Annotated in this window: 29 protein-coding genes and 4 pseudogenes; 16 read left to right on the top strand and 17 right to left on the bottom strand. The window is 69.9% G+C overall.

Translation table 11 applies throughout. The features are described 5' to 3' along the window. Positions 1-271 precede the first annotated feature (271 nt). From ACP4J3_RS37915 to ACP4J3_RS37895, 5 genes are all read right to left on the bottom strand, one after another. The gene (locus ACP4J3_RS37915) at positions 272-997 is read right to left on the bottom strand and encodes a DUF899 family protein (protein ID WP_426540869.1); all 726 of its coding nucleotides are present in this window, start codon (positions 995-997) and stop codon (positions 272-274) included. 544 nt (positions 998-1541) lie between these two features. Then, complete coding sequence (locus tag ACP4J3_RS37910) at positions 1542-3656, bottom strand: SpoIIE family protein phosphatase (protein ID WP_426540868.1); 2115 nt, start codon at positions 3654-3656, stop codon at positions 1542-1544. A gap of 437 nt (positions 3657-4093) precedes the next feature. Continuing rightward, positions 4094-4375 (bottom strand): hypothetical protein, encoded by a 282-nt coding sequence (locus ACP4J3_RS37905; RefSeq protein ID WP_426540867.1) that lies wholly within the window; start codon positions 4373-4375, stop codon positions 4094-4096. 76 nt (positions 4376-4451) lie between these two features. Further along, entirely contained in the window at positions 4452-5048 is a 597-nt protein-coding gene (locus ACP4J3_RS37900) for a YceI family protein (protein ID WP_426540866.1), read from the bottom strand. 253 nt (positions 5049-5301) lie between these two features. Then, the gene (locus ACP4J3_RS37895; protein ID WP_426540865.1) at positions 5302-5475 is read right to left on the bottom strand and encodes a hypothetical protein; all 174 of its coding nucleotides are present in this window, start codon (positions 5473-5475) and stop codon (positions 5302-5304) included. A 392-nt stretch (positions 5476-5867) separates the two neighbouring features. Between ACP4J3_RS37895 and ACP4J3_RS37890 the strand changes: the two genes are divergently transcribed. Genes ACP4J3_RS37890 through ACP4J3_RS37880 form a run of 3 tightly spaced genes read left to right on the top strand, consistent with a single transcriptional unit; the run spans position 5868 to position 7739 of the window. After that, the gene (locus ACP4J3_RS37890) at positions 5868-6722 is read left to right on the top strand and encodes an esterase/lipase family protein (protein WP_426540864.1); all 855 of its coding nucleotides are present in this window, start codon (positions 5868-5870) and stop codon (positions 6720-6722) included. A gap of 58 nt (positions 6723-6780) precedes the next feature. Further along, positions 6781-7332 (top strand): hypothetical protein, encoded by a 552-nt coding sequence (locus ACP4J3_RS37885; RefSeq protein WP_426540863.1) that lies wholly within the window; start codon positions 6781-6783, stop codon positions 7330-7332. After that, complete coding sequence (locus ACP4J3_RS37880; RefSeq protein ID WP_426540872.1) at positions 7239-7739, top strand: GNAT family N-acetyltransferase; 501 nt, start codon at positions 7239-7241, stop codon at positions 7737-7739. The genes ACP4J3_RS37885 and ACP4J3_RS37880 overlap by 94 nt, the downstream gene beginning before the upstream one ends. Here the strand turns inward: ACP4J3_RS37880 and ACP4J3_RS37875 are convergent. Both ACP4J3_RS37875 and sufC read right to left on the bottom strand, forming a co-directional pair. Next, the gene (locus ACP4J3_RS37875) at positions 7711-8694 is read right to left on the bottom strand and encodes a hypothetical protein (protein ID WP_426540862.1); all 984 of its coding nucleotides are present in this window, start codon (positions 8692-8694) and stop codon (positions 7711-7713) included. The genes ACP4J3_RS37880 and ACP4J3_RS37875 overlap by 29 nt on opposite strands. A gap of 351 nt (positions 8695-9045) precedes the next feature. Continuing rightward, entirely contained in the window at positions 9046-9810 is a 765-nt protein-coding gene (gene sufC / locus ACP4J3_RS37870; RefSeq protein WP_426540861.1) for a Fe-S cluster assembly ATPase SufC, read from the bottom strand. Between the two features lie 197 nt (positions 9811-10007). Between sufC and ACP4J3_RS37865 the strand changes: the two genes are divergently transcribed. Together ACP4J3_RS37865 and ACP4J3_RS37860 are read left to right on the top strand one after the other, a co-directional pair. Further along, positions 10008-10658 (top strand): helix-turn-helix domain-containing protein, encoded by a 651-nt coding sequence (locus ACP4J3_RS37865; protein WP_426540860.1) that lies wholly within the window; start codon positions 10008-10010, stop codon positions 10656-10658. A gap of 82 nt (positions 10659-10740) precedes the next feature. Then, positions 10741-10971, top strand: a complete 231-nt coding sequence (locus ACP4J3_RS37860) for a hypothetical protein (protein WP_426540859.1) — start codon at positions 10741-10743, stop codon at positions 10969-10971. Between the two features lie 135 nt (positions 10972-11106). On the opposite strand, the pseudogene ACP4J3_RS37855 reads toward ACP4J3_RS37860, so the two are convergent. The 3 genes and pseudogenes from ACP4J3_RS37855 to ACP4J3_RS37845 form a co-directional block, all read right to left on the bottom strand. Next, positions 11107-12433: pseudogene (locus ACP4J3_RS37855) on the bottom strand (MFS transporter). Between the two features lie 113 nt (positions 12434-12546). Next, a pseudogene (locus ACP4J3_RS37850) lies at positions 12547-13651 on the bottom strand (LLM class flavin-dependent oxidoreductase). Between the two features lie 94 nt (positions 13652-13745). Next, complete coding sequence (locus tag ACP4J3_RS37845) at positions 13746-14513, bottom strand: MBL fold metallo-hydrolase (protein WP_426540858.1); 768 nt, start codon at positions 14511-14513, stop codon at positions 13746-13748. An 87-nt stretch (positions 14514-14600) separates the two neighbouring features. Between ACP4J3_RS37845 and ACP4J3_RS37840 the strand changes: the two genes are divergently transcribed. The 3 genes from ACP4J3_RS37840 to ACP4J3_RS37830 all read left to right on the top strand — a co-directional run bounded on the left by ACP4J3_RS37840 (position 14601) and on the right by ACP4J3_RS37830 (position 16527). Next, complete coding sequence (locus tag ACP4J3_RS37840; RefSeq protein WP_257003814.1) at positions 14601-15218, top strand: CGNR zinc finger domain-containing protein; 618 nt, start codon at positions 14601-14603, stop codon at positions 15216-15218. Between the two features lie 143 nt (positions 15219-15361). After that, on the top strand, positions 15362-15967 hold the full coding sequence (locus tag ACP4J3_RS37835) for an MBL fold metallo-hydrolase (RefSeq protein WP_426540857.1): 606 nt from the start codon (positions 15362-15364) through the stop codon (positions 15965-15967). Positions 15968-16344: 377 nt separating this feature from the next. Next, on the top strand, positions 16345-16527 hold the full coding sequence (locus tag ACP4J3_RS37830) for a winged helix-turn-helix transcriptional regulator (RefSeq protein WP_426540856.1): 183 nt from the start codon (positions 16345-16347) through the stop codon (positions 16525-16527). A 24-nt stretch (positions 16528-16551) separates the two neighbouring features. On the opposite strand, the gene ACP4J3_RS37825 is transcribed toward ACP4J3_RS37830, so the two are convergent. Next, entirely contained in the window at positions 16552-17445 is an 894-nt protein-coding gene (locus ACP4J3_RS37825) for a radical SAM protein (protein ID WP_426540855.1), read from the bottom strand. Between the two features lie 283 nt (positions 17446-17728). On the opposite strand from ACP4J3_RS37825, the gene ACP4J3_RS37820 reads away from it, so the two are divergent. From ACP4J3_RS37820 to ACP4J3_RS37805, 4 genes and pseudogenes are all read left to right on the top strand, one after another. After that, entirely contained in the window at positions 17729-18109 is a 381-nt protein-coding gene (locus ACP4J3_RS37820) for a VOC family protein (RefSeq protein WP_426540854.1), read from the top strand. Between the two features lie 118 nt (positions 18110-18227). Beyond that, positions 18228-19010: an MBL fold metallo-hydrolase gene (locus ACP4J3_RS37815; protein ID WP_426540853.1), complete on the top strand. Its 783-nt coding sequence runs from the start codon at positions 18228-18230 to the stop codon at positions 19008-19010. 26 nt (positions 19011-19036) lie between these two features. Then, on the top strand, positions 19037-19432 hold the full coding sequence (locus ACP4J3_RS37810) for a nuclear transport factor 2 family protein (protein WP_426540852.1): 396 nt from the start codon (positions 19037-19039) through the stop codon (positions 19430-19432). Positions 19433-19523: 91 nt separating this feature from the next. Further along, positions 19524-19942: pseudogene (locus tag ACP4J3_RS37805) on the top strand (PPOX class F420-dependent oxidoreductase); the annotation flags it as partial. Positions 19943-19982: 40 nt separating this feature from the next. On the opposite strand, the gene ACP4J3_RS37800 reads toward ACP4J3_RS37805, so the two are convergent. From ACP4J3_RS37800 to ACP4J3_RS37790, 3 genes are all read right to left on the bottom strand, one after another. Continuing rightward, positions 19983-20495, bottom strand: a complete 513-nt coding sequence (locus ACP4J3_RS37800) for a MarR family winged helix-turn-helix transcriptional regulator (RefSeq protein WP_426540851.1) — start codon at positions 20493-20495, stop codon at positions 19983-19985. 268 nt (positions 20496-20763) lie between these two features. Next, the gene (locus ACP4J3_RS37795) at positions 20764-21204 is read right to left on the bottom strand and encodes a hypothetical protein (RefSeq protein WP_426540850.1); all 441 of its coding nucleotides are present in this window, start codon (positions 21202-21204) and stop codon (positions 20764-20766) included. Beyond that, complete coding sequence (locus ACP4J3_RS37790) at positions 21201-21614, bottom strand: hypothetical protein (RefSeq protein ID WP_426540849.1); 414 nt, start codon at positions 21612-21614, stop codon at positions 21201-21203. The genes ACP4J3_RS37795 and ACP4J3_RS37790 overlap by 4 nt, the downstream gene beginning before the upstream one ends. Before the next feature lie 4 nt (positions 21615-21618). On the opposite strand from ACP4J3_RS37790, the gene ACP4J3_RS37785 reads away from it, so the two are divergent. After that, on the top strand, positions 21619-21852 hold the full coding sequence (locus ACP4J3_RS37785; protein WP_426540848.1) for a hypothetical protein: 234 nt from the start codon (positions 21619-21621) through the stop codon (positions 21850-21852). Positions 21853-21863: 11 nt separating this feature from the next. Here the strand turns inward: ACP4J3_RS37785 and ACP4J3_RS37780 are convergent, their stop codons facing one another. The 3 genes from ACP4J3_RS37780 to ACP4J3_RS37770 are packed head-to-tail and all read right to left on the bottom strand — an operon-like array spanning position 21864 to position 24015. Continuing rightward, positions 21864-22928: an ArsO family NAD(P)H-dependent flavin-containing monooxygenase gene (locus ACP4J3_RS37780; RefSeq protein ID WP_426540847.1), complete on the bottom strand. Its 1065-nt coding sequence runs from the start codon at positions 22926-22928 to the stop codon at positions 21864-21866. Then, a complete protein-coding gene (locus tag ACP4J3_RS37775; protein WP_426540846.1) occupies positions 22925-23710 on the bottom strand; it encodes an aquaporin in 786 nt (261 codons plus the stop codon). The genes ACP4J3_RS37780 and ACP4J3_RS37775 overlap by 4 nt, the downstream gene beginning before the upstream one ends. Beyond that, positions 23707-24015 (bottom strand): ArsR/SmtB family transcription factor, encoded by a 309-nt coding sequence (locus tag ACP4J3_RS37770; RefSeq protein ID WP_426540845.1) that lies wholly within the window; start codon positions 24013-24015, stop codon positions 23707-23709. Before ACP4J3_RS37770 ends, ACP4J3_RS37775 begins: the two co-directional genes overlap by 4 nt. Before the next feature lie 92 nt (positions 24016-24107). Here ACP4J3_RS37770 and ACP4J3_RS37765 point away from each other — a divergent pair, with 92 nt between their 5' ends. The 3 genes and pseudogenes from ACP4J3_RS37765 (at position 24108) to trxA (ending at position 25851) form a co-directional block, all read left to right on the top strand. Further along, positions 24108-24521, top strand: coding sequence for an arsenate reductase ArsC (locus ACP4J3_RS37765; protein ID WP_426540844.1), 414 nt, complete (start codon positions 24108-24110; stop codon positions 24519-24521). Beyond that, positions 24518-25494: pseudogene (trxB, locus tag ACP4J3_RS37760) on the top strand (thioredoxin-disulfide reductase). Before ACP4J3_RS37765 ends, trxB begins: the two are co-directional and overlap by 4 nt. Positions 25495-25527: 33 nt before the next feature. Beyond that, on the top strand, positions 25528-25851 hold the full coding sequence (trxA, locus tag ACP4J3_RS37755) for a thioredoxin (RefSeq protein WP_426540843.1): 324 nt from the start codon (positions 25528-25530) through the stop codon (positions 25849-25851). Positions 25852-25916: the final 65 nt, after the last annotated feature.

Raw genomic sequence — 25916 nt, 5'->3', positions numbered from 1 at the left:
GCCCTCGACTTCAGTAATCCCCTCCACGACCGGACAACGAGAAGAACCAGCTCAGGACACGATCTCTCACTGGAGTACTAAGGCGTGCTCGACCTCTGAGGGCACGCGCAAGGCCGGATGACGCAGGACGGCGGTTCGAGGTCGAGTCCGGTTTCCGGCGGTTGTCGCGTCTCCAGGGAACTGGCCCCTGTCGCAGGTGATCTGGGGCTGACGGTGGGTTCACGCCCGCGGGCGCTGGTGCGGGCCTACGGTTTGTCGGACCGCCTCGGTGTCACGAATAGCTCAACTGCTCGTCCCAATCGGTTCCGCGCCCGTCCGGCGTGAGGTCGAAGATGTTCCAGAGCGGCTCGAGAGTGCCTACGTGCCGGGGATCCTGACCGTGTTCGGTAGGCGCGTAGAGCATCTCCGAGCCCCAGAAGTGGCGGATCTCCTCGCCATCGCGCCGGAACACGTTCAGCATGGGCATCGCTGCGCCATCCGCCGTCTCGCCAAGGTAGTCGCGGCTGTAGGTGTTGCCAGCCGACGACAGCAAGCGCAACCTTCGCCAGCCACGCTCTTCGGCGAACGTGAGGAACCGCGAGAGCGGCGCCCTCGCCACGACTACGAAGTTGACGCGCTGGGCAACGTGCTCGGCAGCGCCGTCCAGCTGATCGAGCAACGCTGTACAGGAGGGACACGGACCCTCCTCGAGCTTCAGTTGCGCCGTGCGACCGCCCTTGGGCCCCGGTCGCTTGTCGCCGGGGTGACGCGGAAACATGTAGCTGTAGATGACCAGCGAGTCCTTGCCGGGTGTGAACAGCTCCGACAGCCTGACATCGGTTTCGGCGCCGTCGGGTCCCTGCTGCTGGAAGACGTAGTCTTCCAGGACCAACCCGCCGGGCGGCAGTTCACGCCTCGCTACCGCCACCGCCTCCGTGGCGCGGCGCAGCTCCATCTCCTGGTCGAGCAGCCGGTTGCGCGCCGCCCGGTACTCTGCCGACTCTCCCGGAAAGGTCATACTTGCGGTCCCTTCCGCCAGACCGGCCCACATGCAGCGTGCGCCACGAATCGGCCACCAGCAGGGATGTCCGATACCGGGCGGGGTACCGCGTCGTGACCATGCATGGCCGGGCCCCGAGCCAGGACACTTGCCCTCACCCGGACCGAAGAACTTCAGCTCATCGAGATGTCCGCCCGACGGGCATCCCCGGCCCGCAAACCCAGTCGGCCCCTGACGACATGGGCTTGGTTCACGGAATTGCGAACACCGCCGTGAGCGCGCTCCATCGGCTCCTTGGCGAGTTCTTCGACGCGCGGGACTACCAGTCCTGGCTGACGACCCAGTCCTGGTATCAGTACGAAACGGCAGAGCCGGACCAGATCGACTGAGACGACATCCGGCGTCCATTCAGCCGGGACCAGATCAACCGAGATTCCCAGTATCCCCACGTCGCAGCTGATCTGGTCGCCCCAGGTCGCAACCACGGCCCCGGACCAGATCGTTGGGGACGAGACAGCGGTCCGCAGGCAAGGGCCCCGGTGGTGCCCGCTGCTTGAGATCTCTAGCGGCGCCGATGTGTATCTGGCGTGCGGCGTCGTGCGCGGGCGATCAGCAGGGCGACGTCGTCGTGGTTGTCGGGGTGCCGGAGGTCGTGAAGGAGCCGGTCGCAGGTTTCTTCCAGCGGGGAGCCCGGGGCGTCGAGGAGGTGGAGGAGGGTGTCGAGGCGTTCGTCGATGGGGTGGTGGCGGGTTTCGACGAGTCCGTCTGTGTAGAGGACCAGTTGGTCGCCGGGGGCGAGGCTGAGGGTGGTGGTTTCGAAGGGGACGCCGCCGACGCCGAGGGGGGTGCCGGTGGGCAGGTCGAGTAGCCGGGGGTGTTGGCCGACGGGCACGAGGGCGGGTGGTAGGTGGCCGGCGTTGGCGATGTGGCACTCGGCGCGGTGGGGGTCGTAGGCGGCGTAGAGGCAGGTGGCGATGTACTGCTCCAGTCGTGACGTGATCGCGTCGAGGTGCTGCAGTACCTGGGAGGGCTCCAGGTCGAGGTCGGCGAAGGCCGCAGTGGCGGCGCGCAGGCGGCCCATCGTGGCGGCGGCTTCGATGCCGCTGCCCATGACGTCGCCCACGACGAGCGCGGTCTTGCCGCCCTCCAGTGGGAGGACGTCGTACCAGTCGCCGCCGACCTCGTAGGCGGCCTGGGCGGGCAGGTAACGGGAGGCGACCTGCAGGCCGGGAAGGTCGGGCGGGTGCTCCGGGAGCAGGCTGCGCTGCAGGGTCTCGGCGGCGTTGCGCATGCACTGGTGGGCGCAGGCGTTATCGATGCACACCGCCGCGCGGGAGGCCAGTTCGCTGGCGATGGCGAGGTCGTCGTCGGTGAAGGGCCGCGGATCACGGGCGCGGGCGAGGCCCAGGAAGCCGAGGACGGTGCCGCGGGCGGTGAGCGGAACGGCCATGTAGGAGTGCACTCCGCCACGGGTCAGCATCAGGGCGGCGTGCGCGTCGCGGGCGATGCGCGTCAGGTCGTCCGCGTCGGCGTGGGGGATCAGGACGGGGCGACCGGTGCGCACGCATTGGGCGGCCAGGCGGTCGGTGTTGTACGCGGCGATCCGGCCGGGCGGATCGGCGGCCTCCTCAGCTTCGGTCGGGTAGGCGGCCTTCACCGCGAGGGCGCGGAAGAGCGCGAGGCTGTCCCGGGCGGCGGGGCGGTGCGAGTCGAGGGCGGAGTCGAGGACATCGACGGCGGCCAGATCGGCGAGCGCGGGTACGGTGACGTCGGCCAGCTCCCAGGCGGTCTGGTCGACTTCCAGGGTGGTGCCGATGCGGGCGGAGCCGTCGGCGACGAGGGTCAGTCGCCGCCGTGTGTCGGTGGCTTCCTGGGCTGACTGGTACCGGTCGGTGACGTCCGTCACCAGTTCGGCCAGTCCGAGCACCCGGCCCTGCGTGTCCTCCAGCCGGTACAGCGAAATCGACCAGGCGTGCTCGCGGTCCGGATCGGCCGGGGCGCGGCCGACGATGGTGGACTGCTCGACCAGCGGGACTCCGGTCTTGAGGACCTGCCGCATCGCTGCCTCGGTCGCCTCGAACTTCTCGGCCCTCATGACCTCGCGGTAGTAGCGGCCGAGGTGGTCCTGCGCGGAGACGCCGTGCATCCGCTCCAGAGCGGGGTTGACAGCCACGTACTTCAGCTCGGTGTCGAGGATGGCGATCCCGATGGGGGATTGGGAGATCAGCCGGGTGGACAGGGCGACGTCGCGCTCCACCTGGCGCAGCGTGGGCGAGTCGGTGCCCAGGCCGAGGGCGTAGAAGTCGCCGCGGTCGTCGAGCAGCCGCATGTTGCGCAGCTCCACCAGCCGCGTGCCGCCGTCCTTGCAGCGGACGGGAAACGCGCCGCCCCAGACCTGACCGGTCTCCATGACCTCGGCGAACGTCTTGAGCACCCAGTCCCAGTGCTCTTCGTGCACGAGCAGTTGTGCCGCGTACTGCCCGAGCGCCTCCTCGGCGGTATAGCCGTACAGCTCTTCGGCCTGCGGGCTCCACAGCACGATGCGTCCCTCGGAATCCAGCAGCACCGCCGCGACACCGAGGAGATCCATCAACCCGCTCGGCTGCGACGACTCCCCCTGCGCCCCGCTGCTGCCTGTCCCGCCGAAGCCTGCGGGAGACCATCCGGCTTCCCTCATCGCAGGCGCTCCTTCCGCCGGCCGACGCCACGCCGGGCTCCCAGACTGGAGCGGAGCCCGTATGCGTTGCAGGTGCTCCGGTTTCCATGGTGTCCCCTGGCCACCAGGCAGTACACCCAGTACACCCTCGTTCCTCATGACGCGTCCCGGGACCACACGCACCGTGAACACCATGGGTGAGGCTGAATCGCTGTTCGCGGTGTGGCCGGCGTCGCCAACTGCACGTTGCAACCTGTGTACCCGTGACAGAGGCGCAATCAGCGCCAACGCCCAGCCGATGATGCGAGTCGGTCAACTCTCGTGGACGCTCCAGGAGTTGACGCGGCGGAGTCGTCCGGCCACTGGAGGGACGGCCTCAACGGGCTCCGGCGCTTCCCGGCGGGGAAGGCACGGTCCAGCTCCCGTCCCCCCTCGACGGTGACAGCCGATGTTGCCGGTTAGGTCTCGATCACGGCATCGCAGTCGGGGCAGACCACGGATGTGTATCGAGCGGGGTACCAGGGCGCGCCAGGGCGCTCGGTGATCCGGGGGCCCGTTTCCATGACCAAGGTCTCCTTCCCGCACAGGGTTCGCGGTCCCGTGGCTGCGGGCTCCCCCGGTGCGGTGGGCGCCGCGTGCACCTTGCGGACGTGCCGTTCCTCGCCACCCATTGCCCCCTGGGAGGGGCGGGTGGCCACCACCGGCTTGTCGAGTACGTACACGACGACGATGTTGCTCATGCCTCCACCGGAGGCCGAAGGGCCGATCCGCCTGCAACCTTGGAGGGCGGTTGGCTGTGATCGGTTGGCGTCGCTCCTACACCTGACCAGCATGCGGCGGCAGTCCGGGGCCGTCCGCCGGTTCGAGCCTGGCCACCTCGAACTCCACCCGGACGTCGTCGGCCAGCCGCAGCGCGCCCAGAAACGCGGTGTAGGGCTTGATTCCCCAGGTGGACTGCGTGACGGTTGCCCAGCCGCGCAACGGCCCAGCATCGCTTCCCTTGCCCTGCACGGTCACCCAGTGGGTCTGTCCCTTGATGGTGAGTTCCCCGGTGATCTCGAAGGACTGGGGGGTTCCCGTGATACCGGTGGAACGGAAGGTGATCGTGGGGTGCTCAGCGATGTGCAGCAGCGCCTTGTCCGCCAGCGTCCGCTTGATTTCGGCCCGGTCCGTGTCGGTGAGTGCCTTCAGCCCGCCGGCTCCTTCCCGGACCTCCAGCGAGCCCGTCTCGACGGTCACACTCACCGAGGACCTGTCGGGGTCCCGGACGGCCACGATGGCTTCCCCGGACCATCGGGTTGCCTCGATGGTGAGGTCGTGTCCCGCCCTGCGTCCCAGCCCGGCGCGGCCGGTCCTGATCAGGAGGCGGCCGGTCGACGGCCCGAGTCGATACGTTCCGTCTGTCAACGTCACATCGCCGAGCGTAGGGGCGGAAGCGGCCGGGGCGGTCGACGCCGTCGGGTCGGCGTGTCCCCATGGCGCGAGATGCTGGCGCACCTGAGCCGGAACACTTGGGGCACGGTGTCTGCACGTACCGCGAGGGCCCATGGGCAGGGCGGCGGGCCCTCCGCCTGTCTCTGCCGATCAGCGCCCGCCCGCCGTGCGCCTGTGCGAGATGGCCCGACGCCGTCGGCCTGTCTACCACGGCCCGAGTCTGGCCGCGTTCTCAGGTGCGGTGCGCGAGGTCGTGCTGTGCGAGCAAAGCGCCGGCTGCTTCGTTCTCGCGCCGCTCCGCGCTGGCTGCGGCTGCGGCCTGCGCGGCATTGTGCCGGGCGCGGTCCGTGCCACCGTAGGGAGCGATGGTGAGCAGCACGTTCTCCAGCGATCCGATGGGCAGCACGCGCGCTCCTTCCGCTGCAGCTCGTTCCGACGGTATGGCGGGCCGCCGGAACGGGCCTGGGACACTCCGGTATTTTCCGCGCCAAAGCTACTGAACAGGAGAGTTGGTCGCCCGCCGGGAAGGCTGTAACGCCCCAGCGGTGTCGTGAGAAGGCTGGTCGGCGGGGTTCCGCTCGACACGCCGGGTCCCCGACGACTCGCCGCCGTTCGGACTACATCCATCACTGCAGGCCAGTACTGCGGTCGTAGAGGAATCGCGGCGCCGCGCACAGCGTTTCTAGGGTGGGATGAACCAGGACGTATGCAACGCATGCGGGGAGGTGAACGGCTACGGGTACTCCTTTTGGGCCGCACCTGTCAGTGTCGGGACTGTCGCCGGTGCGTGGTGTTGGCGTGGAGGCCGGCAGAGCCGCGGTACGGCTGGCCCGGCTCCCGCTCGACATCGCTGTCGAGGGCGTGGGCCAGCTGACGGGTTGGTTGGGTCGTGCTCTGCCCACGGGGTCGATGGGCTCGGAGGAGGTGACGCCGGCTGGCTCGGGGATGCCGGTGCTGTTGGTGCACGGGTTGGACGACCGGGAGTGGGTCGTCTCGTCGCTCCAGCGAGGGCTGGACGGCTGCGGCGTGGGCCTGTTCATCCCGGCCGGCTACAACGCGCTCACCCCTGACATCCGCGCGGCGGCCCGGAGGCTCGGCGACCAGGTGGAGCGGGCCTGCGCCCGTGTTGAGGGGCGGCCCGTGGTCCTGATCGGGTACAGCCTGGGCGGGCTGATCGCTCGCTACTACGTGCAGCGGCTCGGCGGGGACCTGCATGTGCCGCTGGTGATCACACTGGCGACGCCGCACGGCGGGACCACGACGGCCCTGCTGGCCCCGCCCCATCCGCTCCTGCGCCAACTGCGGCCGGGAAGCGAGCTGCTGAGCGAACTCGCCGAGCCGGCCGCGGGATGCCGCACCCGGTTCGTGGCCTTCTACAGCGACCTGGACGCGGCCGTCATCCCCGCTGCAAGGGCCCGCGTCGAACACCCCGACCTCACGGCCCGCAACGTTCTGGTGCCCGGCGTCGGCCACCTGACGCTCCCGTTGCACCAGCCGGTCATCGACCAGGTGCGTGCGCTGCTGACCGCAGCCGGGCAAGGCACGTGGGTCGCACGCGCGCCGTCCGGCGGCGCGCCGCCGCGGCCCGGCCCACCGCGGCGCCGTCGTCATCGCCGTGACAGCACGGGCGAAACGGAGGAGGCTGGCAAGTAGCCAGTAGGAAACATCAGTGCGTGTGCGGACGGACAGCCTGGCCTCTTCACACAGCCTTATGAGCGGCTCGGCGGTGCGCCCGTACCGCCCCGAGGACGAGCCGGATGTGCGGCAACTCATCGAAGCCGACCGACTGCCGGGACAGCCGTGCTGCACCCCGCAGAAGCTGGCCGCAGCGCGATCCGGTCGGGTCCCCGTGGCCGACTGGACCGTACCGGCCCGGCCGCAGACGAGGGTCCTGACCGATGCCGAGGACTGTCCCTGCGGCATCATCGCGTACCTGGCCTGGACCGATGTGCACACCGGTCTCGTCTGCCGGGTCCACGCCCGTGAGGATCCCCCTGCTCTGCGTGCCCTGCTTGGCCACGCGCTCGCCGCGCTCAAGGACTGTCGGCAGGTCGATGCGTTCGTAGACGCTCCGCCGGGTCCCCTGGGGCCCGGTGGCCTGCCGCGCACCCGCCGCCGCGCCACCCACGACGCCCTGCTGCAGAGCGGCTTCACCGGCCGCCGCCAGGGCTGTTACCTGCACTGTGCGCTGCCGGCCGAGCCCCCGCCCGCCAAGCTGGTCGCCGACGTTCTCCCCTGCGAGTTCCCCCGGGCCACCGGCTGATCATCCGCGAGGCCGCCGAACCGGTCGCGGAAGCCGTGGTCAGCGTCGAACCCGACCGCACGGCAACCCTGTACTGGATCGAGACCCTGCCCGCCCGCCGCCGCTGTGGCCTGGGCCGCAAGTTGCTCAGCCAGGCCCTGGCCCTGCTGGCCGAGCAGGGTGCCACCGAGGTCGCGCTCGTCGTCGACGATGCCCCACACTCCACTCCCGACAGCCAGGCCGCCGCCCGGCTGTTCGCCTCCTTCGGCTTCACCCTCGTCGACGAACTGTGGACCTACCAGTACCGACACCGCCGGGCTCATGCAGCCGGCCACATGAGCCTGAGGGCAGCCCTGCAAACGGTCGCGGCGCCAGGCGGCACCACCGAACCCGGGACGCTCAGGCGGGCACTCGTTCGGCGGCCCTGAGAATCGTGGAGCGTGCCTGGTGGCGACGCTCGTAGTCCAGCACTCGCCGAGTGTGGCTCGGTTCCGCGTCCGCGATCCGCTTGACGATCTCGTCGGCGGTCATGCTGTCGTAGCCGGGCCAGGGCACAGGCCCGAGCAGGTCGGCGACCCTGCCCAGGACGGCGGAGCGGCCCGCGTGAAAGCGTTCGTAGGCGCCGACCGTGGCCAGATCCGACTGGGACAGGTGCGGGAGCCGGTCCAGGATCATCCTGGTGCTCAGCCTGCGGTAGTCGGGGATCGGCAGTTCGTTCTCCGCGATCAGGGCCCCCTCCGGCGCGCCCAGGAACCGGTCCGCGCCCGGCATGCGCTCCGCCGTCTCCCGCAGCCAGGTGCTCCAGTCGCGGACCGCCCGCGCGGCGCCGCCGCCGTTCAGACGCTCAGTGGCCTCGGCGGCCGCCACCGCCGCTTCGGCGTGCTGTTCCAGACTCTCGGCGAGCTCTTGCAGCGCCTCCTCGTCATCGCCGCGGATGGAGTTGAGCAACTCCGCACTGACGGCGTCCCCGGCCTCCTGAGCGATGCGTTCGGCGGCCCGGCAGACGGCCACGGCCAGCGCGGTGATCGCATACTCGTCCTCGGCGTTCTTCAGCAGTTGCCGCTCCGATGCCGTCCCCCGGCCCCGGAACACGACGTTCGGGACCGACATCGCCATGTCGAAGGGCAGCCGGGCCGCCTGTCCGGTGATCTGCCAGGCACCGCCGACCACGGTCTGCACCAGCCCACGGGGCTGCAACGTGGCCAGGCGTTCGTCGATGCGGTACACGTGGCCCCGGGCGTCACCCAGGCGCCGCTCCAGAACCTCCAGGTACTCACCGGGGGGCGTGATCGCGAGATGGGCTTTGAAGCGGTCGGCAAGCACCGCCTTGGCCTCGCGGACCTCGCGCAGTGCCGGAACGAGCATGTCTGTGGCTACGGCCATCACGATTCCTTCGGATGTGGTCGGCAAGAATCGGCCGGAAACGGCCCCGCCCCCACTCCCACCGTGCCCCGAAACCGCTGCCCCGGCATCTTCCCGCCGGGCACGCCGACTTCGTTCACTTCGAGCAGCAGCGTGTGTCCATCGGTTCGGCCTCGGTTGACGACGGACGATCGCCTGAATGGTCACGAGAAATGACGTCGCTCCACGGGGGGGTGCCCGCCGACGTGTCTCCACGATCGCGCGTCCCCGCGCCCAGCGGCCCGCAGCGCCCGATGTGACCTGGCAGTGTGCGCCGAGCAGAGGGGGACTGTCCGTTCAAGCGGGTGCGGTCCGGGATCATTCGACGGGATGTCACCCGCCAGCTGCGCCCTTCACGTGCGTCTCATAGCCTTCCTCCTCCAGCCGCTGCGCGAGTGCCGGCCCGCCGGATTCGACGATCCGGCCGTCGGCGAAGACGTGGACGTGATCGGGGGTGACATAGCGCAGGATGCGCGTGTAGTGGGTGATCAGGAGTGTGGCGACCTGGCCGTTGGCACGGACCCGGTTGACGCCCTCAGACACGATGCGCAGGGCGTCGATGTCCAGGCCGGAGTCGGTCTCGTCGAGGATCGCGATCTTCGGCTGGAACAGTTCGAGCTGGAGGATCTCGTGGCGCTTCTTCTCCCCGCCGGAGAAGCCCTCGTTCACGTTGCGTTCGGCGAAGGAGGGGTCGATCTGGAGCCGCTCCATCGCCTCGCGGACTTCCCGCAGCCAGGTCCGCAGCTTCGGTGCCTGGCCGCGTAGGGCGGTGGCGGCCGAGCGTAGGAAGTTCGACACCGACACGCCCGGAACCTCGACCGGGTACTGCATGGCCAGAAACACCCCGGCCCGTGCCCGCTCGTCGACCTTCATCGCCAGCACGTCCTCGCCGTCCAAGGTGACCGTGCCGGAGGTGACCTGGTATTTGGGGTGGCCGGCGAGCGCGTAGGCGAGGGTGGTCTTGCCGGAGCCGTTGGGCCCCATGATCGCGTGTGTTTCGCCTTGCCGGACGGTCAGGTCGACGCCGCGCAGGATCTCGCGTGGACCGGCGTCGGTCTGCACCGAGCAGCGCAGGCCGTGGATCTCAAGTGTCGCCATGATTGCTTCACCACCTCTGCCAGGCGCACCGTTCCGCTGGACTATGTGGAGGCGTACGACGTCTTCTTCGGCCGCATGGCTGACAACGGCGCGCTCAGAGTGGTACTCGGCGGACAGCAGCACGAAGCCGACGCCGTCCGGGGCGGCGCGACGAGAGGAAGTGACGCGCCCTGGCCGCACAGCCATCGTCGCATGCGTTGAGGGGGCAGCACACCACGGGCGACCTCGGGCGCCGTATCACCCTGCGACGTGAGGAACTCGGCGTCACTCGGGAGGAGACGGCCACCCGGGCGTGCATGGCTCCGAGCTACCTCCAGTACCTGGAGGAGCAGCCCACCGCCGCACCCGGCGTGACCACGCTCCTCAAGCTGGCCGGTGCCCTCGAGACCTCTGTTCTGGAACTCACCGGCGGCGACGCCGATCTTCCCCCCGGTCCGGGACAGGCCGACCAGCCACCGAAGTTCACCGAACTGAGCACCCAGGAGTGCCAGGACCTGCTCTCGACGCACGGAGTCGGGAGGGCTGCCGTGCCCACGATCTCGGGGATGGTGATCGTCCCCGTGAACTACGGCGTCGTCGGAGCCTCGATCGTCTTCAGGACCGCCCCGGATACCGTACCGTCGCAGGCGCCCGGCTCCCAGGTCGCCTTCGAGGTCGACCGCATCGACGAAACGTTCAGCCAGGGCTGGAGCGTACTGGTACGAGGACACGCCCGGACCGTGACGGGTCCCGACTCCGTACGACGACTGGAGGAGCAGGCGCACAGCACTCCCTGGGCGGGCGGACAACACGACCTGTGGATCCGCATCGACCCCATCGGCATCACCGGGCGGCGCATCGCCGTATGACAGGTCCGTCGACGACGGACGCAGCCGCAGACTGCAAGTGCTGTGACCGGTATGGTTCGCCGGGTTGGAGCGGAGGACTGCGGTGTTCGTTGAGATCGTTCTCACGGATCTGCCAATCGACCGTGACGAGGTCGAGGAGGCATGGGAAGCCGCGTTCGCCTCCCATGGTGAGATCACGGGCGCGGGCAGCGGCATGGGGCGTTGCCATCTCGACCTTGAGATCGAGACGAGTGTGGCCCCGGGCACGGCATTGGATCGGCTCCGTGGCGTGTTGGCCGACCTCTTCTCTGTCGAGTTCAGCGTGTTGAACTGAAGTGAGGTAGAGGGTTCAGTTGCCTCCGCCCTTGGCCTGTGCGAGTAGCCGCGGCTGCCATGGCACGGAGCTCTCCTGCGCCTGGCGGTTCAGTTACTGCGGAGTGTCTGGGCGGGCTCAGGGTTCGGTGCTGCTCTATCGGCGTTCCGAGCGAGGTGTGCGGGGCGAGCCTTTCTGGGCGGTGACGATGACTGCGGGGAGGAGGGCGAGGGCGAAGGCGGCTCCGGTGAGGGCGAGGAAGGGGTAGCTGGCCGCTGCGACGACGATTCCGGAGGTCATGCCGCCGGTGGCTCCGGCGATGGCGATGGCGACGTCGACCATGCCTTGGGTCTTGGCTCGCGTGGCCAGGGGAACGGCGTTGGTGATGATGGTGGTGCCGCTGACGAGGCCGAGGTTCCAGCCGATGCCGAGCAGGATGAGAGCGAGGGTGAGCAGAAAGACGGAGTCGGCCGGTGCGGCGGCCGCGAGGGTGCCGGCGGCCAGCAGGGTCAGGCCGGATGCGGCGGCGGTCGCGGTGGGGCCGTAGCGGTCGGTGAGCGCTCCGGTCAGGGAGGGAGGGCAGGTACATCGCGCCGACGTGCAGGGCTATGACGAGGCCGGAGGCGGCGGTGCTGTGGCCGTGGTCGTGCATGTGCACGGGGGTCATCGTCATGATCGCGACCATGACGAGCTGGCTGAGGACCATTACCAGTACTCCCAGCGGCAGGCTGGGGCGGCGGGGTGCGGCGGGCTGCGGGACGTCTGGCGCCGGCCCGGTGCCGGTGCGCTCTGGTGCCTCTGGCTCGGTGGGGAGGGTGCGGGCGAGCAGGAGGGGGTCGGGACGCAGCCAGATCAGCAGAGTCAGGGCGGCCAGGGCGAACGCGGCGCTGGAGATGAGGAACAGCCCGCTCAGCGGGGGCAATGCGAGGGTGGTGGCGAGGTGTCCGGCGGGGGCGGTGAGGTTGGGGCCGACGACACCGCCCAGGGTTGTGGCGACCAGGACGGTGGACAGTGCTCGGGCGCGGTGGCGCGGGGCGGCGAGGTCGGCTCCGGCGTAGCGGGCCTGGAGGTTGGCGGCGGTGCCGGCGCCGTAGAGGAAGAGGGAGATGAAGAGCAGGGCGGGGTTGTCGAGGGCGGCGGCGACGACGACTCCGGCACCGCCGAGGGCGCCTGCGAGGTAGCCGGCGGCCAGGCCGGGGCGGCGCCCGCAGGTCTGGGAGATGCGGCCGATGATGACGGCGGCGAGGGCGGAGCCTGCGGTGAGTAGGGCGCTGGGCAGCCCGGCCAGGGTGGTGGAGTGGAGCATGTCCTGAGCCAGCAGGGCGGCAACGGTGACACCGGCCGCGAGTCCCACGCCGCTGAGGACCTGGGACGCCAGCAGGATGACCAGGATGCGCCTTTGCGTCTCAGGCAGAGAAGGCGCAGGAGTGGCCGATGGGGCGTCCGTCGGCCCGCTGGGGGGCGTCGTCGCAATGTTGTGCATGGTGTCTCCGTTACGGGCCCAGCGGTGGTGGGCGTGGTGTTGCGGCGCCTGATGTGGCTGCCTGTCCGACTGCTCGATGGGGTCTGCGCCCACTGCCCGGCAGCGAGGCCGGTTCAGCGCGCGGACGCGAGGACCGGTGTGGAGGGCAGGGTGTAGGCGTCGGCGATGAGTTCGGTCGAGTGCAGGAGCGCCTGAGGGGTGTGGCCCACGCTGGCGATCATGATCTCGTCGGGGCGGGCTGTCTCGTGCAGGCGGTTGAGGTGCGCGGTGACCTGGTCGGGGGTGCCGTGCAGGACGCTGTTGGTCCAGTGGTCGAGGACGTGCTGCTCGGAGGCGGTGTAGGCGTAGGAGGCGGCCTCGTCGGGGGTGGGTACGAGGTAGGACTTGCCGTGGAGCATGCGCATCATGCTGTGGGCGTAGCTGCGTGTCTGGCGCAGGGCCTCGTGCTCGTCGTCGGCGGCCATGACGGCAATGCTGGCCAGTGCGTACGGCTCGGTGAGTACGGCCGAGGGGGTGAACCGGTCGCGGTAGAGCTGGAGCGCACCGGCGACGTGACCGGGGGAGAAGTGCGCGGCGAAGGCGAAGGGCAGGCCTAGGCGGGCGGCGAGCTGGGCGGAGTATCCGGAGGATCCCAGCAGCCAGACCGAGGGGCGGCCGGTCGTCTGCGGAAGACCGTTCTCCTTGTCCTGTCCCGGTCCGGGAACGGCGTAGACGCGCTCGCGGTAGGGGTGCTCTTCGGGGAAGTCGTCGTCGAGGAAGCGCAGCAGCTCGACGACCTGTTGTGGGAAGTCGTCGTCCGAGCGGCCTCGCCGCAGGGCGGCGGCGGTGGCCTGGTTGGTGCCCGGGGCACGGCCCAGACCGAGGTCGATCCGGTCCGGGGCGAGGGCCTGGAGCAGGCCGTACTGCTCGGCGACGATCAGTGGGGGGGTGGTTGGGCAGCATCACTCCGCCCGCCCCGAGTCGCAGCCGCGTGGTGTGGGCGGTCAGCCGGGCCAGCAGGACGGCGGGGCTGGAGGAGGAGACGCCGGGCATGGAGTGGTGTTCGGTCACCCAGTAGCGGGTGAAGCCGCGCCTCTCGGCGAGTTCGGCCAGTGCGATGCTGCCGGTCAGGGCGTCGGCGGCGCTGATGCCGCGGCCGGCCAGGGCGGTGTCGAGGACGGACAGTGGCGCGGGAGCGGAGCCGCGGGCCGTGCCCTTGATCGGGTCATTCACGGGGATTCCTTCTGCGGTGCACCGGCCTGGCGCGGGTGGGCGGGGGGAATGGGCCGCTGCGGTGCGCTCGTGACGCACCGCAGCGGCCAGGCGTGCGGGGTCAGGCCAGTTCGACGCGGTCGATCAGTCCGGCGGTGGTGAAGGCGTCCACGAGCTGCTCGCGGCCCTCGGTGAAGTGGGCCCAGCTGTCGAAGTGGACGGGCACGATCCGGCGGGCGCCCAGGATGCGGGCGGCTTCGGCGGCCTGAGCGCTGTCGAGCGTGAGCAGCGCGCGGTCCAGGACGGGGGTGCGGACTGCGCCGGCGAACAGTACAGCGGTGTCCACCGGGCCGAAACGGTCGGCGATCTCCTGGACCAGGGAGAGCTGGGCGTTGTCGCCGCTGACGTAGACGGTGGGCAGGCCGTCACCGCTCAGGACGAAGCCGACGACCTCGCCGACGACGGGTTCGAGGTCCGCGCGTGCCCCGGGACCGTGCAGGGCCGGGACGCCGGTGACGGTGATCGTGCCGCCACCGGGGCGGTCGAGCTCGATGGACTCCCAGTCCTTCAGGGGGCGTGCGGTGCCGCCCAGCCGGCCCGCGCCACTGGGTGTGGTCAGGGTCAGCGGGACATCGGCAAGCAGGGCCCGGCCCGAGGCGTCGAGGTTGTCGTCGTGCTCGTCGTGCGACAACAGCACCACATCGATGCGGCCCAGATCGGCGGGCGCGGCGGAGGCGGGCGCGGTCTTGGCCAGCCCCGAGGGGTAGGTGCCAGGGGCGTCGAAGGTCGGGTCGGTCAGGAACCGCAGCCCGCCGTACTCGATGAGTGCGGTCGGACCGCCGAAGACACGGATGGGGACCTGCTCGCTGGACACGCCGGTTGCTGCCATGACGAGAACCACCTCACGGATAGATTGTCTTACATCCGTGACCATAGTTGTTTGTCACGGATAGAAGCAAGCTGTAGCGTGAGATGCGTGAGTGAGACCGATACCGCCACCACCGTTGACTCTGTCGGCCCGGGGTTGCCGCCGGCACCGGGCGCTGAGCGCTACCCCGCCCTTGACCTCGCCAACAGCGCCATCGCCCTGCCGGGCGGCCAGTTCCTCGATGCGTTGGGCACGCCCTCCGGGGCCAACCAGTGGCTGGTGGACCACAACCTGGCTCCCGCGGACGCCGGTATGCAGGAGATCTGCGCGGCACGTCTGCGCTCCCTGCGCGAGCAGGTACGCGCCTTGCTCGCCGCCCAGGTCGGCGGGCATCCGGCTCCCGCCACCGCGCTGGCGGCCGTCAACGACGCCCTCACACGGGTCCCCACCGCCTCCCCGCTCGGCTGGGACGCGGTCCGCGGCATGCACCGCACCGCCCCGCACCCCATCGACCAGATCGTCGACCAGGCCCTCGGCATCCTCGCCGCCGACGCCGCCGACCTGCTCACCGGGCCCGACGCCGAACGGCTGACGGCCTGCCCCTCCACCCCCTGCAACCGCTACCTGCTCCGTGCCGGGCGCCGCCACTGGTGCTCGGTCCGCTGCGGCGACCGAGCCCGCGCCGCCCGCGCCTACGCCCGCCGCACCCAGACCACCGCCGACTGAGTCCGGCCACCTCCGCCTCGCCGCCGGTTCACCGGACCCGCGCCGGGGCGCGGTTTCGCACACCCTCGAGCCCCCGGCATGGACGGCACACCTCGCTCTCCATCCGGTCATTCCCCACGATCGACGAAGGACCATCACCTCTCATGACGGCCACATTCACCCTGCTGACCACCGGCTACGACAGCCTCGACGCACGCAATGCGGATCGCGACGGCCGCGAGAAGCCGTGGCACGTCGCCTCGACCGTCGGCCTCCTGCGCGACGGCGACACGATCGTCGTCGTCGACCCCGGCATGGTCGAGGACCGCAAACTCATCCTCGATCCGCTCGCCGCCGCCGGAATCAGCCCTGAGCAGGTGACCGACGCGGTCTTCAGCCACCACCACCCCGACCACACCCTCAACGCTGCCCTTTTCTCCAACGCGCGCGCCCACGACGTCTGGGCCGCCTATCACAACGACCTCTGGTACGACCGGCCCGCCGACGGATACCAGCTCTCCCCCTCGATCCGCCTGATCGAAACGCCCGGCCACACTCCACAGGACATCTCCACCGTCGCGGAAACCGCCGAAGGGAGGGTCGTCCTCACCCACGCCTGGTGGAGCGTCCACGGCCCCGCCGAAGATCCCACCTCCGACGATCACGAGGGCCTGCGCGCCTCCCGCCGCAAGATCCTCGCCCTCAGGCCCTCCCTGATCGTCCCCGGCCATGGAGAGCCCTTCGTCCCCGACGAGAACACCCCCATCTAAAGATCGGCTTCGCCGTCGTCATCCGGTGCTCGCTCGCGGTACGCCTGCTGGATCTGGCCCCGGCATCGGACGATCACCTCAGGCCAGGCGGCCCCGGATTTGCGCTGTCGCGGGCCCGCGACTGCGTCGGCAGTACCCGGACGACACCGGCACGGGTCGGCCAGCTGCTGGCGCAGCCGCTTCTCGTTGTCCGGCATTTCGCCCGGGCGCAGACCTTCTCGTGGAACTCGCCCTTCAGGTCAGTGTGGCGCTGGGTGAGTGCGTTACGGGAACACCTGGGCCTCGGCCGCGAGAGCGGCGACGACGGGGGCACCCTGGGCGCCCGTGGCGCCATGAATCACGTAGGTCATGGCGCCATTAGTGCACAAGGTGCACCAGTGACCAGCCGGCTTCGTCAGTTCGAGCGGCACGGCATCGTCACCCGCACGACCTACGCGGAGATCCCGCCGCGCGTCGAGTACGCGCTGCCCCCTCTCGGCGAGGGACTGCGCGAGGTCCTGGAGGCCATGGGGACGTGGGCCATGGCGGTGCCGGATCCCGAGTCCGGCGTCACCGCCTGACGTAGGTCTGGCCCGGAGACCCGGTTACGGTCGCTGTCGCGCCGAGGACGCCAGCCTCTCCCGCAGGGCGTCGTTGTCGTCGTGATGGACGACCTCCTCGAACCGCAGCCGCAGCCCGTGCTTGTCCAGCAGCTGGGCCACGATCACGTCGAGCTGTTCGCGATGCTCCTTCGTCCGCGCCTGGAGATACGCCTCCCGGACCTCTTCGGGCTCGCCCGCGAGAACCTGGTCCATGCGCTGGCGGATGTACTGCTTGAGGTTGATGTGCTCCATGAACACCTCGCGCACCCCCGTGTCGACCAGGCGGCCGAAGAGGTCGTCGAGGAGTTCGGGCTGGGCGGCGAAGTGAGGCAGGAGCGGGCCGACGAAGGCGTAGGTGGGGATGCCGGCCTCGTTGAGTTCGGTCAGGGTGCGCAGGCGGCGGGAGGCGAGGGGGGCGTGTACCTCCAGCCAGCGGCTGACCTTGTCGTCGGTGGTCGTCACGGTCATCCCAACCTCCGCGCGGGGGAGGCTGGCGAGCAGGTCGATGTCGCGGGTGACGACGGGTGACTTGGTCAGGATGCGAACAAGGCCCGGGTACTCGACTGCTTGCAGTTCGCGCAGGATGCCGCGGGTGAGCCGGTACTTCGTCTCGTGGCCCTGATAGGGGTCGGTGACCGAGCTGAGGAGCATGGTGCCCCGGCGCTTGTCCTCGGGCATCTTCGCCAGCTCCTTGCGGGCCAGTTCCACCGCGTTCTTCTTCACGTACAGGTAGTCGCCCCATTCCTTGACCGACCGGCCGAACTGGCGCCCGGCGAAGGACGCGAAGCAGTAGGCGCAGCCCAGTACACAGCCGGTGTAGGGGTTGATGACGTAGTCGTTCGACGAGGTCTTCGACTTCTGGATCAGGGTCTTGGCCTCGATCTCGACCGGCTCCATGACGTACTTCCCTCTCTCTGGGCCCGACCGTCGGCATAGGGAGCGCCGGGGTCGTTCCTCTGCTGTCTGCGGGTCGGCCGTGGAGCACCGAACCCTATCCACAGAACAATAATCCGAGGAACTTGCTTCCAAGGAATGGAAATGGTTTGCTGGGTAGCGGCCGGGCCGGGGCCTCGCGGTCTCTTCCTCGCGGAGTGAGTGCAGGGGCCTGCCGTCCGTGAGCCGTCGTTGCCGTCGCTGGCACGCCTCAGAAAGTCACCGTCGCCCGTCAGGAGTGAGTGTCATGACCGTCCCCGCCTTCAACTCGGTCGCCTGGTTCGAGTTCGGCACCGACCAGCCGGAGAAGGTCAAGGAGTTCTACGGCGAGCTCTTCGAGTGGAAGTACGTGTTGAACACCAACACCCCCGGCGTGACCTACCACTCGGTCATGACGCCGGGCGCCGGGCAGCCGGCCGGCGGCGTGTGGGAGTCCGAGGGCAACTTCCCCAACTACGCGATCTTCTACGTCCTGGTCCAGGACGTCGCCGCGACGGTCGAGCGCGCCCGGGAGCTCGGCGCGGAGGTCCTCATGGAGCCGGTCTCCGACTCCGCGGGCTTCACCTTCGCCCGGCTGCGGGACACCGCCGGCAACCACTTCGGGATCTTCTCCGTACCCGCCCAGTAGCAGACACCACGGGCACGGCCCGTCCTCCCCCATGGCGCATCCGCCGGAGGGCCGACTCCTCTCCCTGATGGCCGCGGGGCCCACGCATCCCACTTGATTCACCCACCCGGAGGTCCCCATGTCCGGCGCCGGCGCCGCCAGCGAGAAGATCCCCGTCCGTGTCTACGGCGGCCCCACCACCCTCTTCGAGTACGGCGGACTGCGGTTCGTCACCGATCCGACTTTCGACCCGCCCGGCGAATACCCCATGCCGCTGCCCGGCGACCACAAGCTCGTCAAGACCGACCCCGCGACCGTCACGGCCGCCGACCTCGGCCCCGTTGACGCCGTCCTGCTCTCCCACGATGAGCATGACGACAACCTTGACGACGCCGGTCGCGCCTTCCTGGCCGGGGTACCGGTCGTGTTCACCACCGTCAGTGGCACCGGCCGCCTGGGCGGCACCACACAGGGGCTGGCCTTCTGGCAGAGTGCCGAACTTGAGCGGCCCGACGGCGGCACCGTGACCGTCACCGGCGTGCCGGCCCGGCACGGCCCCGTGGGCTGCGAGCCGATCACCGGTGACGTCGTCGGCTTCATGCTCACCTCCGACGACCTGCCCTCGGTCTACGTCAGCGGCGACAACGCCGCCATGGAGCACGTCAAGGAGATCGCCGAGAAGTTCGCTCCGGTGGACACCGCGGTCCTTTTCCTCGGCGGCGCCCGCATGCCCTTCGCCTTCGACGGCGCCCTGCTCACCCTCGACAGCACCCTGGGCGCCGAGGCCGCGAAGACCCTCCGCGCACGCAGGGTCGTCCCCGCCCACTACGACAGCTGGGCCCACTTCCAGGAAGGCCGCCACGAGATCGAGGCCGCCTTCGCCGAGGCCGGTCTGGCCGATCGCCTCGACTTCGCCCGATAACCCCGACCGAACCCACGGAGATCGTGATGACCACTGCCAACCTCGACCTGGCCCGCGCCTACTTCCAGGCGGTGCAGACCGGGAACATGACCGCCCTCGGTGACCTCCTCGACGAGCAGATCGTCTGGCACCAGCCCGGCTCCAACCAGTTCTCCGGCGAGCACAAGGGCCAGGGTGCCGTCTTCCAGATGCTCGGCAGCATGATGGAGGCCAGCCAGGGCACCTTCGCCATCGACACGATCCACTCGCTGATGGGCAACGGCGACCTGGTGGCCGCCCACATCCACTTCACCGGCCGCCGCGGTGATGCGTCCATGGCCATGGATGGCGTGGACCTCCTGCGCATCGCCAACGGCAAGATCACCGAAATGTGGCTCTTCTCCGGCGACCAGAGCGCCGAAGACGCCTTCTGGGGTCGCTGAACCCCGCGTGTGCCCCAAGACCACCCCGGCCTCGGGGCACACGACGCAGCCGCCTACTGGCAGTGCTGTCCTCCAGCGTGAAAGGCATCGCATGCGGAAGATGACCAGCGAGCAGTGGCGGGCGTTCATCACGCACGGCACCCGCACCGGCAAGCTGTCGACCGTCCGGGCCGACGGAAGCCCGCACGTCACCCCGGTCTGGTTCCTCCTCGACGGCGACGACTCCTCGACGGCGACGACATTGTGCTCACCACCGAGAAAGACGGCGTCAAGGGCCGCAATCTTGCCCGCGACGGACGCTTCGCCCTCTGCGTCGACGACGACCGGCCACCCTACGCGTTCGTCGTCCTCCAAGGACATGCCGAGACCTCCGAGAACCCCGAGGAGATGCTGCGCTGGGGCGGCCTCCTCGGCGCTCGCTACATGGGCGAAGACCGCACCCAGGAGTACGCCGCCCGCAACGGCGGCCCCGGCAACCTCCTCGTCCGCGGTCACATCCACAAAGTCATCCCGCACCAACCGCCCGAAGCACTGCCGGAGGCGGCGTGCTTCACGAGGCTGTCGGCCTGCCGGATTGCTTCGGCGCCCGCATCGCCGGCACCGGCTTCTGGCCCGCGGCCTTCCGCTCCGCGTCCAGAGCACGTCCGGCTGCCCGCAGCGTACTGAGCACCGAGGTCACCTCCCGCACGGACTGCTCGGGGATCACCGACCCGATCCGCAGTTCCAACTCCTCCTCGAACACCTTCGCCGCTCCCTCCGTCAGCTTCCGCCCTTCGGCCGTCAGCTCGACGATCGAGGAACGCCGGTCATTCGGATTCGCACGGCGCTCGCACCAGCCCGCCGCCTCCAGGCGGTCGACCACCTTGCTCGTGCCGCCCACCGTGATCGAGAACTCCTCGGCGATGTCCTGGATCCGCGGCCCGGGGCGACGCAACAGCAGATGCAGCACCTCGAACGACGTCAGCGGCAGGTCGTACTCCGTCCGCAAGCGTCCCTCGACGCCGTTCCACAGCTCGATCTCCAGCGAGACCAGCTCCCGGTACAACCGCATCAGGTCAGCCATCTTTAATATTCCTTAGAATTATCTTCCACGGAAATTTCATTGTAGGTCACCGGTAGAGCAGAGTGACCTGGCCTGTGCAAGATCGTCGGCGCCACCGACGGCCCCTCACCACACCCAGAAACAGTTGAACGAGACCCATGTGGCGGGCACGACCGGCGCGGATCCGACACGAAGGAAGGCGCATCGTCCCGATGCCCCACCGCAGAACCCGGACCCATCTCATAGCTGACGGCTGCACGGATGTTCACCAAGCGCTGGCAGGGTGCGATCAAGCGAGGCCGGGTGGCACAGGGTGATCCACCGTGCGGGACGGCAGGGGCAGCATGCTGACGGCGCCGGTACCCTCGGCCAGTTGCTTTCGTAGCAATTGGTTCTCCACGGTCTTCTGGTGGAGCGCGCCGACCAGCGCCTCGACGTCGCCTTTGAGCTGGACGATTTCTTCAGCGTCCGAAGCACGCAGCTCTTTCAGCCGGCGGATCTGCCGGCGCAGCCGTTTCTCGCTGTCCGGGGTCTGCCCGCGGGCCCGGACCTTGTCGTAGAACTCGTTTTTCAGGTCGGTGTGGCGCTGGGTGAGCGCGTTGTGAGGGACGTCTGCCTCAAGGGCGAGAGCGACGATGGTCAGAGCGCCGTTGGAGCGCTGGGGGTGGTCGGCCAGGATGCGGTCCATCGCGGCGCGGATACGGTCGCGCTCGTCGGGTGCTGGGCTCATGAGGTCGGCTCCTGCGGGTGGATGCGGTCGTGCTCGTGGCGGTCGGCCAGCGCGCGCAGCTGCGAGGCGCGGCGGGTGAGGCGGTCGGCGAGGGGGTCGGGAATCAACTCGGAGGCGGCCTGTTTCTCCAGGGTCCGGGCGTACTGAAGGATCTGGGCGGCATGGTGGTCGGTGCGTGCGATGTTCGCGCACGACGGCCGGCAGCGGTCCAGGCGCGGGGCGTCGTCGGCGTCCAGGCGGTGGCACAGGGCCCGGTCTCGGTTGTAGACGCACATCAGCAAGGAGCGCGGGTTGTCGTAGACGGTCAGGGCCGGGTTGCCGAGGATGTCGCGGGCCTGACGGTGGGTGCGAATCGACCCGGCGAAGGCGTCCGCGGGTATCGCCGCCGCCAAGGTGGTCGGCAAGGGCAAGGACTTGACCCTGGAATTCGATTACCAGGTCTCCGCCGAAGGCACGTACCCGATCGTCCTGGTCAGCTACGAGATCGTGTGCGACAAGGGCAACGCGGCCGAGACCCTGCCCGCCCTGAAGTCGTTTCTGACCTACACCGCCAGCGAGGGCCAGAAGCCGCTGGCCAGGATCCACTACGTACCGCTGCCGGAAGCCGTCGCCGCCGAAGTGCGGCGCGTCGTCGGCACATTGAGCTGACGAGGCTCGGATCACTCTCCGGCTTCAAGGAGTTCGGCGATCTCGCGCGCCGCGTCGCGGGCCGGGCGGCCGACGCCGATGAGGGTGGCGGAGGCGGGGCCGGTCCAGTCGCCGTAGCCGAACAGGTGCAGGCGCGGTTCGTCCACGGCCCGCGTGCCCACGGTGGCGATACGGCCGCGCGGACCGCGCAGTCCCAGGGGCGCCAGGTGGGAGAGGGCCGGGCGGAAGCCGGTGCACCAGATGACCGCGTCGGCCGGCGCCCGCGTCCCGTCCGCCCACACGACGCCGTCGCGGTCGAGGCGTACGAACATGGGCGACGCCTTGAGCAGCCCGGCATCCCGGGCCTCCCGTACGGGCGGTACGGCGACGATGTCTCCGAGCGACGCCACGCCGCCGGTGTCGGTGCGGCCTGCGTCGAGGGCGCGGCGGCGGGCGGTGGCCACGTCGAACAGGGCGCGGCCGTCAATGTCGTCGGGCAGGAAGCGGGGCGGGTGCTGGGTCACCCAGGTCAGCTCGGTGTCGTAGGCCAGGTCGGCCGCGATCTGCGCGCCGGAGTTGCCGCCGCCGACCACGACGACGCGCTGTCCGGCGAAGTCGCGCGGGCTGCGGTAGCCGACGGTGTGCAGCTGACGGCCGCGGAACTCCGACCGGCCGGGTACGGCAGGCAGGAACGGGCGCCACCAGGTACCGGTGGCACTGATGACGGCCGCGGCACGCCAGTCGCCCGCGTCGGCCTCGACGCGCAGGTGCCGGCCGTCGCGGTGGACGCCGGAGACTCGTACGGGACGGTGCACGGGAAGGTCGTAGCGCCGCTCGTACTCGGTGAGGTAGCCGACCACATGGCGCGCGTCCGGGTATGCCTCCCTCGCCTGCACGGGCATCGGGCGCCCCGGCAGCGAGGAGTACGCGGCCGGGGAGAACAAGTGCAGGGAATCCCAAGCATGCTGCCAGGCGCCGCCGGGCTCTGCCTGGGCGTCCAGGACCACGAAGTCCAGGCCGAGGCGGCGCAGGTGGTATCCGGCGGCGAGCCCCGCTTGGCCGCCGCCGATCACCACCACCTGCGTCGTCTGCGTCACTCGGCGGAACGCTCGGAGGCGGTCCGGTCGGGCATGAAGATCAGCGCCACGAGCGCCAGCCCCACCAGCGCGCCGACGATCTGCATGCCGATGAACCCGGCGACCGAGCCGGGCGCGATGCCGGCGAAGGTGTCGGTGAAGGCGCGGCCGATGGTCACGGCCGGGTTGGCGAAGGACGTGGACGAGGTGAACCAGTAGGCGGCGCCGATGTAGGAGGCGACGGCCACCGGGGCGAAGCGCAGGCTGTCGGTGCGGGCCAGGCCGAAGATCAGCAGGATCAGCCCGGCGGTGGCGACGACCTCGCCGAGCAGCAGGTGTCCGGCCGAGCGGTCGTGGGTGGACCACTCGACCAGCGGCTCGCCGAACATCGCGTCCGCCAGGATCGCGCCCGCGATCGCGCCGACGATCTGGGCCGGGATGTACACGGCTGCATCCCGGAGGGTGACCCCACTGCCGCCGCGTCGGCCGGTCCACCAATCGGCGAGCGTGACGACCGGGTTGAAGTGCGCGCCGGAGACGGGGCCGAGCAGGAGGATCAGGACACCGAGGCCGAAGACGGTGGCGAGGGAGTTCGCGAGCAACTGCACACCCACGTCGCGGCTCAGGTCGGTGGCCTGGATGCCGGAGCCGACCACGACCGCCACCAGGGCGGCGGTGCCGACGAGTTCGGCGGCGGCCCGGGCCAGGAGGGGTCTGCGCGGCGGCGCGGCATCCGCCGGCGCCTCGGAATCGACGACAGGTACGGCAGGCGCCACGGCGGCGGATGCTTCGGTGCGGGTCACGGACAGGCCCTCTTGTTGTCGGCGGCGGTACGGGCGGACTCGGCCAGGTCGGCGAACTGACCGGCGAGCAAGGCGATGACGTCGGGCTTGAGCCGGTAGTAGGTGAACCGACCGCACGGCTCCGTCTCCACGACTCCGGCCTCGCGCAGCACTCTCAGGTGGTTGGAGAGGTTGGTCTGCCGGGCACCGGTCTCCTCCACCAGGTGGGTGGTGCACAGCATCTCTTTGGCGAGCAAGGTCACGATCCGGAGCCTGAGCGGGTCGGCCAGCACCCGGATCAGGTCAGTGTCGACTGACGTCATCATGGACTGATACTCTCACATCAGTGGTGGCTGACACCACCAGGTGCTGATGTCATGCGCGCCTGATGCCGTCGCGAGACAAGAGAGACCTCCTGATGTCCGACAAGCCCTCCGTGCTGTTCGTCTGTGTCCACAACGCCGGCCGCTCCCAGATGGCCGCCGCGTGGCTGACCCACCTGGCCGGGGACCGCGTCGAGGTCCGCTCCGCCGGCTCCAACCCCGGCGAGCACGTCAACCCGGCCGCCGTCGAGGCAATGACCGAGGTCGGCATCGACATCTCCGCCGAGGTCCCGAAGATGCTCACCGTCGACGCGGTCCAGGAGTCCGACGTCTGCATCACCATGGGCTGCGGCGACACCTGCCCCGTCTTCCCCGGCAAGCGGTACCTGGACTGGCAGCTGGACGACCCCGCCGGCCAGGGCGTCGAGGCCGTCCGTCCGATCCGGGACGAGATCAAGGTCCTGGTCGAGGGCCTGATCAAGGAGATCGCGCCGGAGAAGACGGCGTGAGCGGCGGCGAGGTACGCAACGTCATCGCATCGGCTCCGGCCCCGCCGGATACACCGCCGCCCTCTACACCGCCCGCGCCTCGCTGAAGCCGCTGGTCTTCGAGGGCGCGGTCACGGCCGGCGGCGCCCTGGTGCAGACGACCGAGGTGGAGAGCTTCCCCGGCTTCCGCGACGGCATCATGGGACCGGAACTGATGGACAACATGCGCGCCCAGGCCGAACGCTTCGGCGCCGAACTCGTCCCCGACGACATCATCGCCGTCGACCTCACCGGCACCGTCAAGACCGTCACCGACAGCGCGGGGACGGTCCACCGGGCGAAGGCCGTCATCGTGGCGACCGGCTCGCAGCACCGCAAGCTGAACCTGCCGGGCGAGGACGCGCTCTCCGGCCGGGGCGTGTCGTACTGCGCGACCTGCGACGGCTTCTTCTTCCGCGAGCACGACATCGTGGTCGTCGGCGGCGGCGACACCGCGATGGAGGAAGCCACCTTCCTCTCCCGCTTCGCCCGCTCCGTGACCGTCGTCCACCGCCGCGACACCCTGCGCGCCTCCAAGGCCATGCAGGACCGCGCCTTCGCCGACCCGAAGATCTCCTTCGCCTGGAACCGCGAGGTCGCCGCAATCCACGAGGACGGCGGCAAACTCGCCGGGCTCACCCTGCGCGACACCGTCACCGGCGAGACGTCCGAACTCCCTGCCACCGGCGTGTTCGTCGCCATCGGCCACGACCCGCGCACCGACCTGGTCACCGGCCAACTCGACCTGGACGACGAGGGCTACCTCAAGGTCGCCTCCCCCTCCACCCGCACGAACATCCCCGGCGTCTTCGGCGCCGGCGACGTCGTCGACCACACCTACCGGCAGGCCATCACCGCGGCAGGCTCCGGTTGCGCAGCCGCGCTGGACGCCGAGCGGTATCTGGCGGCGCTCGCCGACGCACAGCCCGTGCCGGCTGAGGCCGTCACCGTCTGACGGCACCAGTCCCACTCATACGAGGAAAGCAGCATGGCCCTCAAGAACGTCACCGACGGCTCCTTCGACCAGGACGTCCTCACCAGTGACAAGCCCGTGCTCGTCGACTTCTGGGCGGCCTGGTGCGGCCCGTGCCGCCAGCTCGCCCCCTCCCTGGAGGCGATCGCCGCCGAGCACGGCGACAAGATCGAGATCGTCAAGCTCAACATCGACGAGAACCCGGACACCGCCGCGCGGTACGGCGTGATGTCCATCCCGACGATGAACGTCTACAAGGGCGGCGAGGTCGTGCAGACCATCGTCGGCGCCAAGCCCAAGGCCGCCCTCGAACGCGAGCTCGCCGACCACCTCGCCTGACACGCGACGCCGGTGGGGCGCCCCCAGCGCCCCCACCGAGCACCCTTCTCCCACGGAGGTAATTC

Origin of the sequence: Streptomyces sp. UG1 (genome assembly GCF_049974585.1) — a bacterium.
GTDB lineage: Bacteria > Actinomycetota > Actinomycetes > Streptomycetales > Streptomycetaceae > Streptomyces.
The sequence above is the reverse complement of the archived record's forward strand: the minus strand, read 5'-3'. Positions and strand labels throughout refer to the sequence as shown.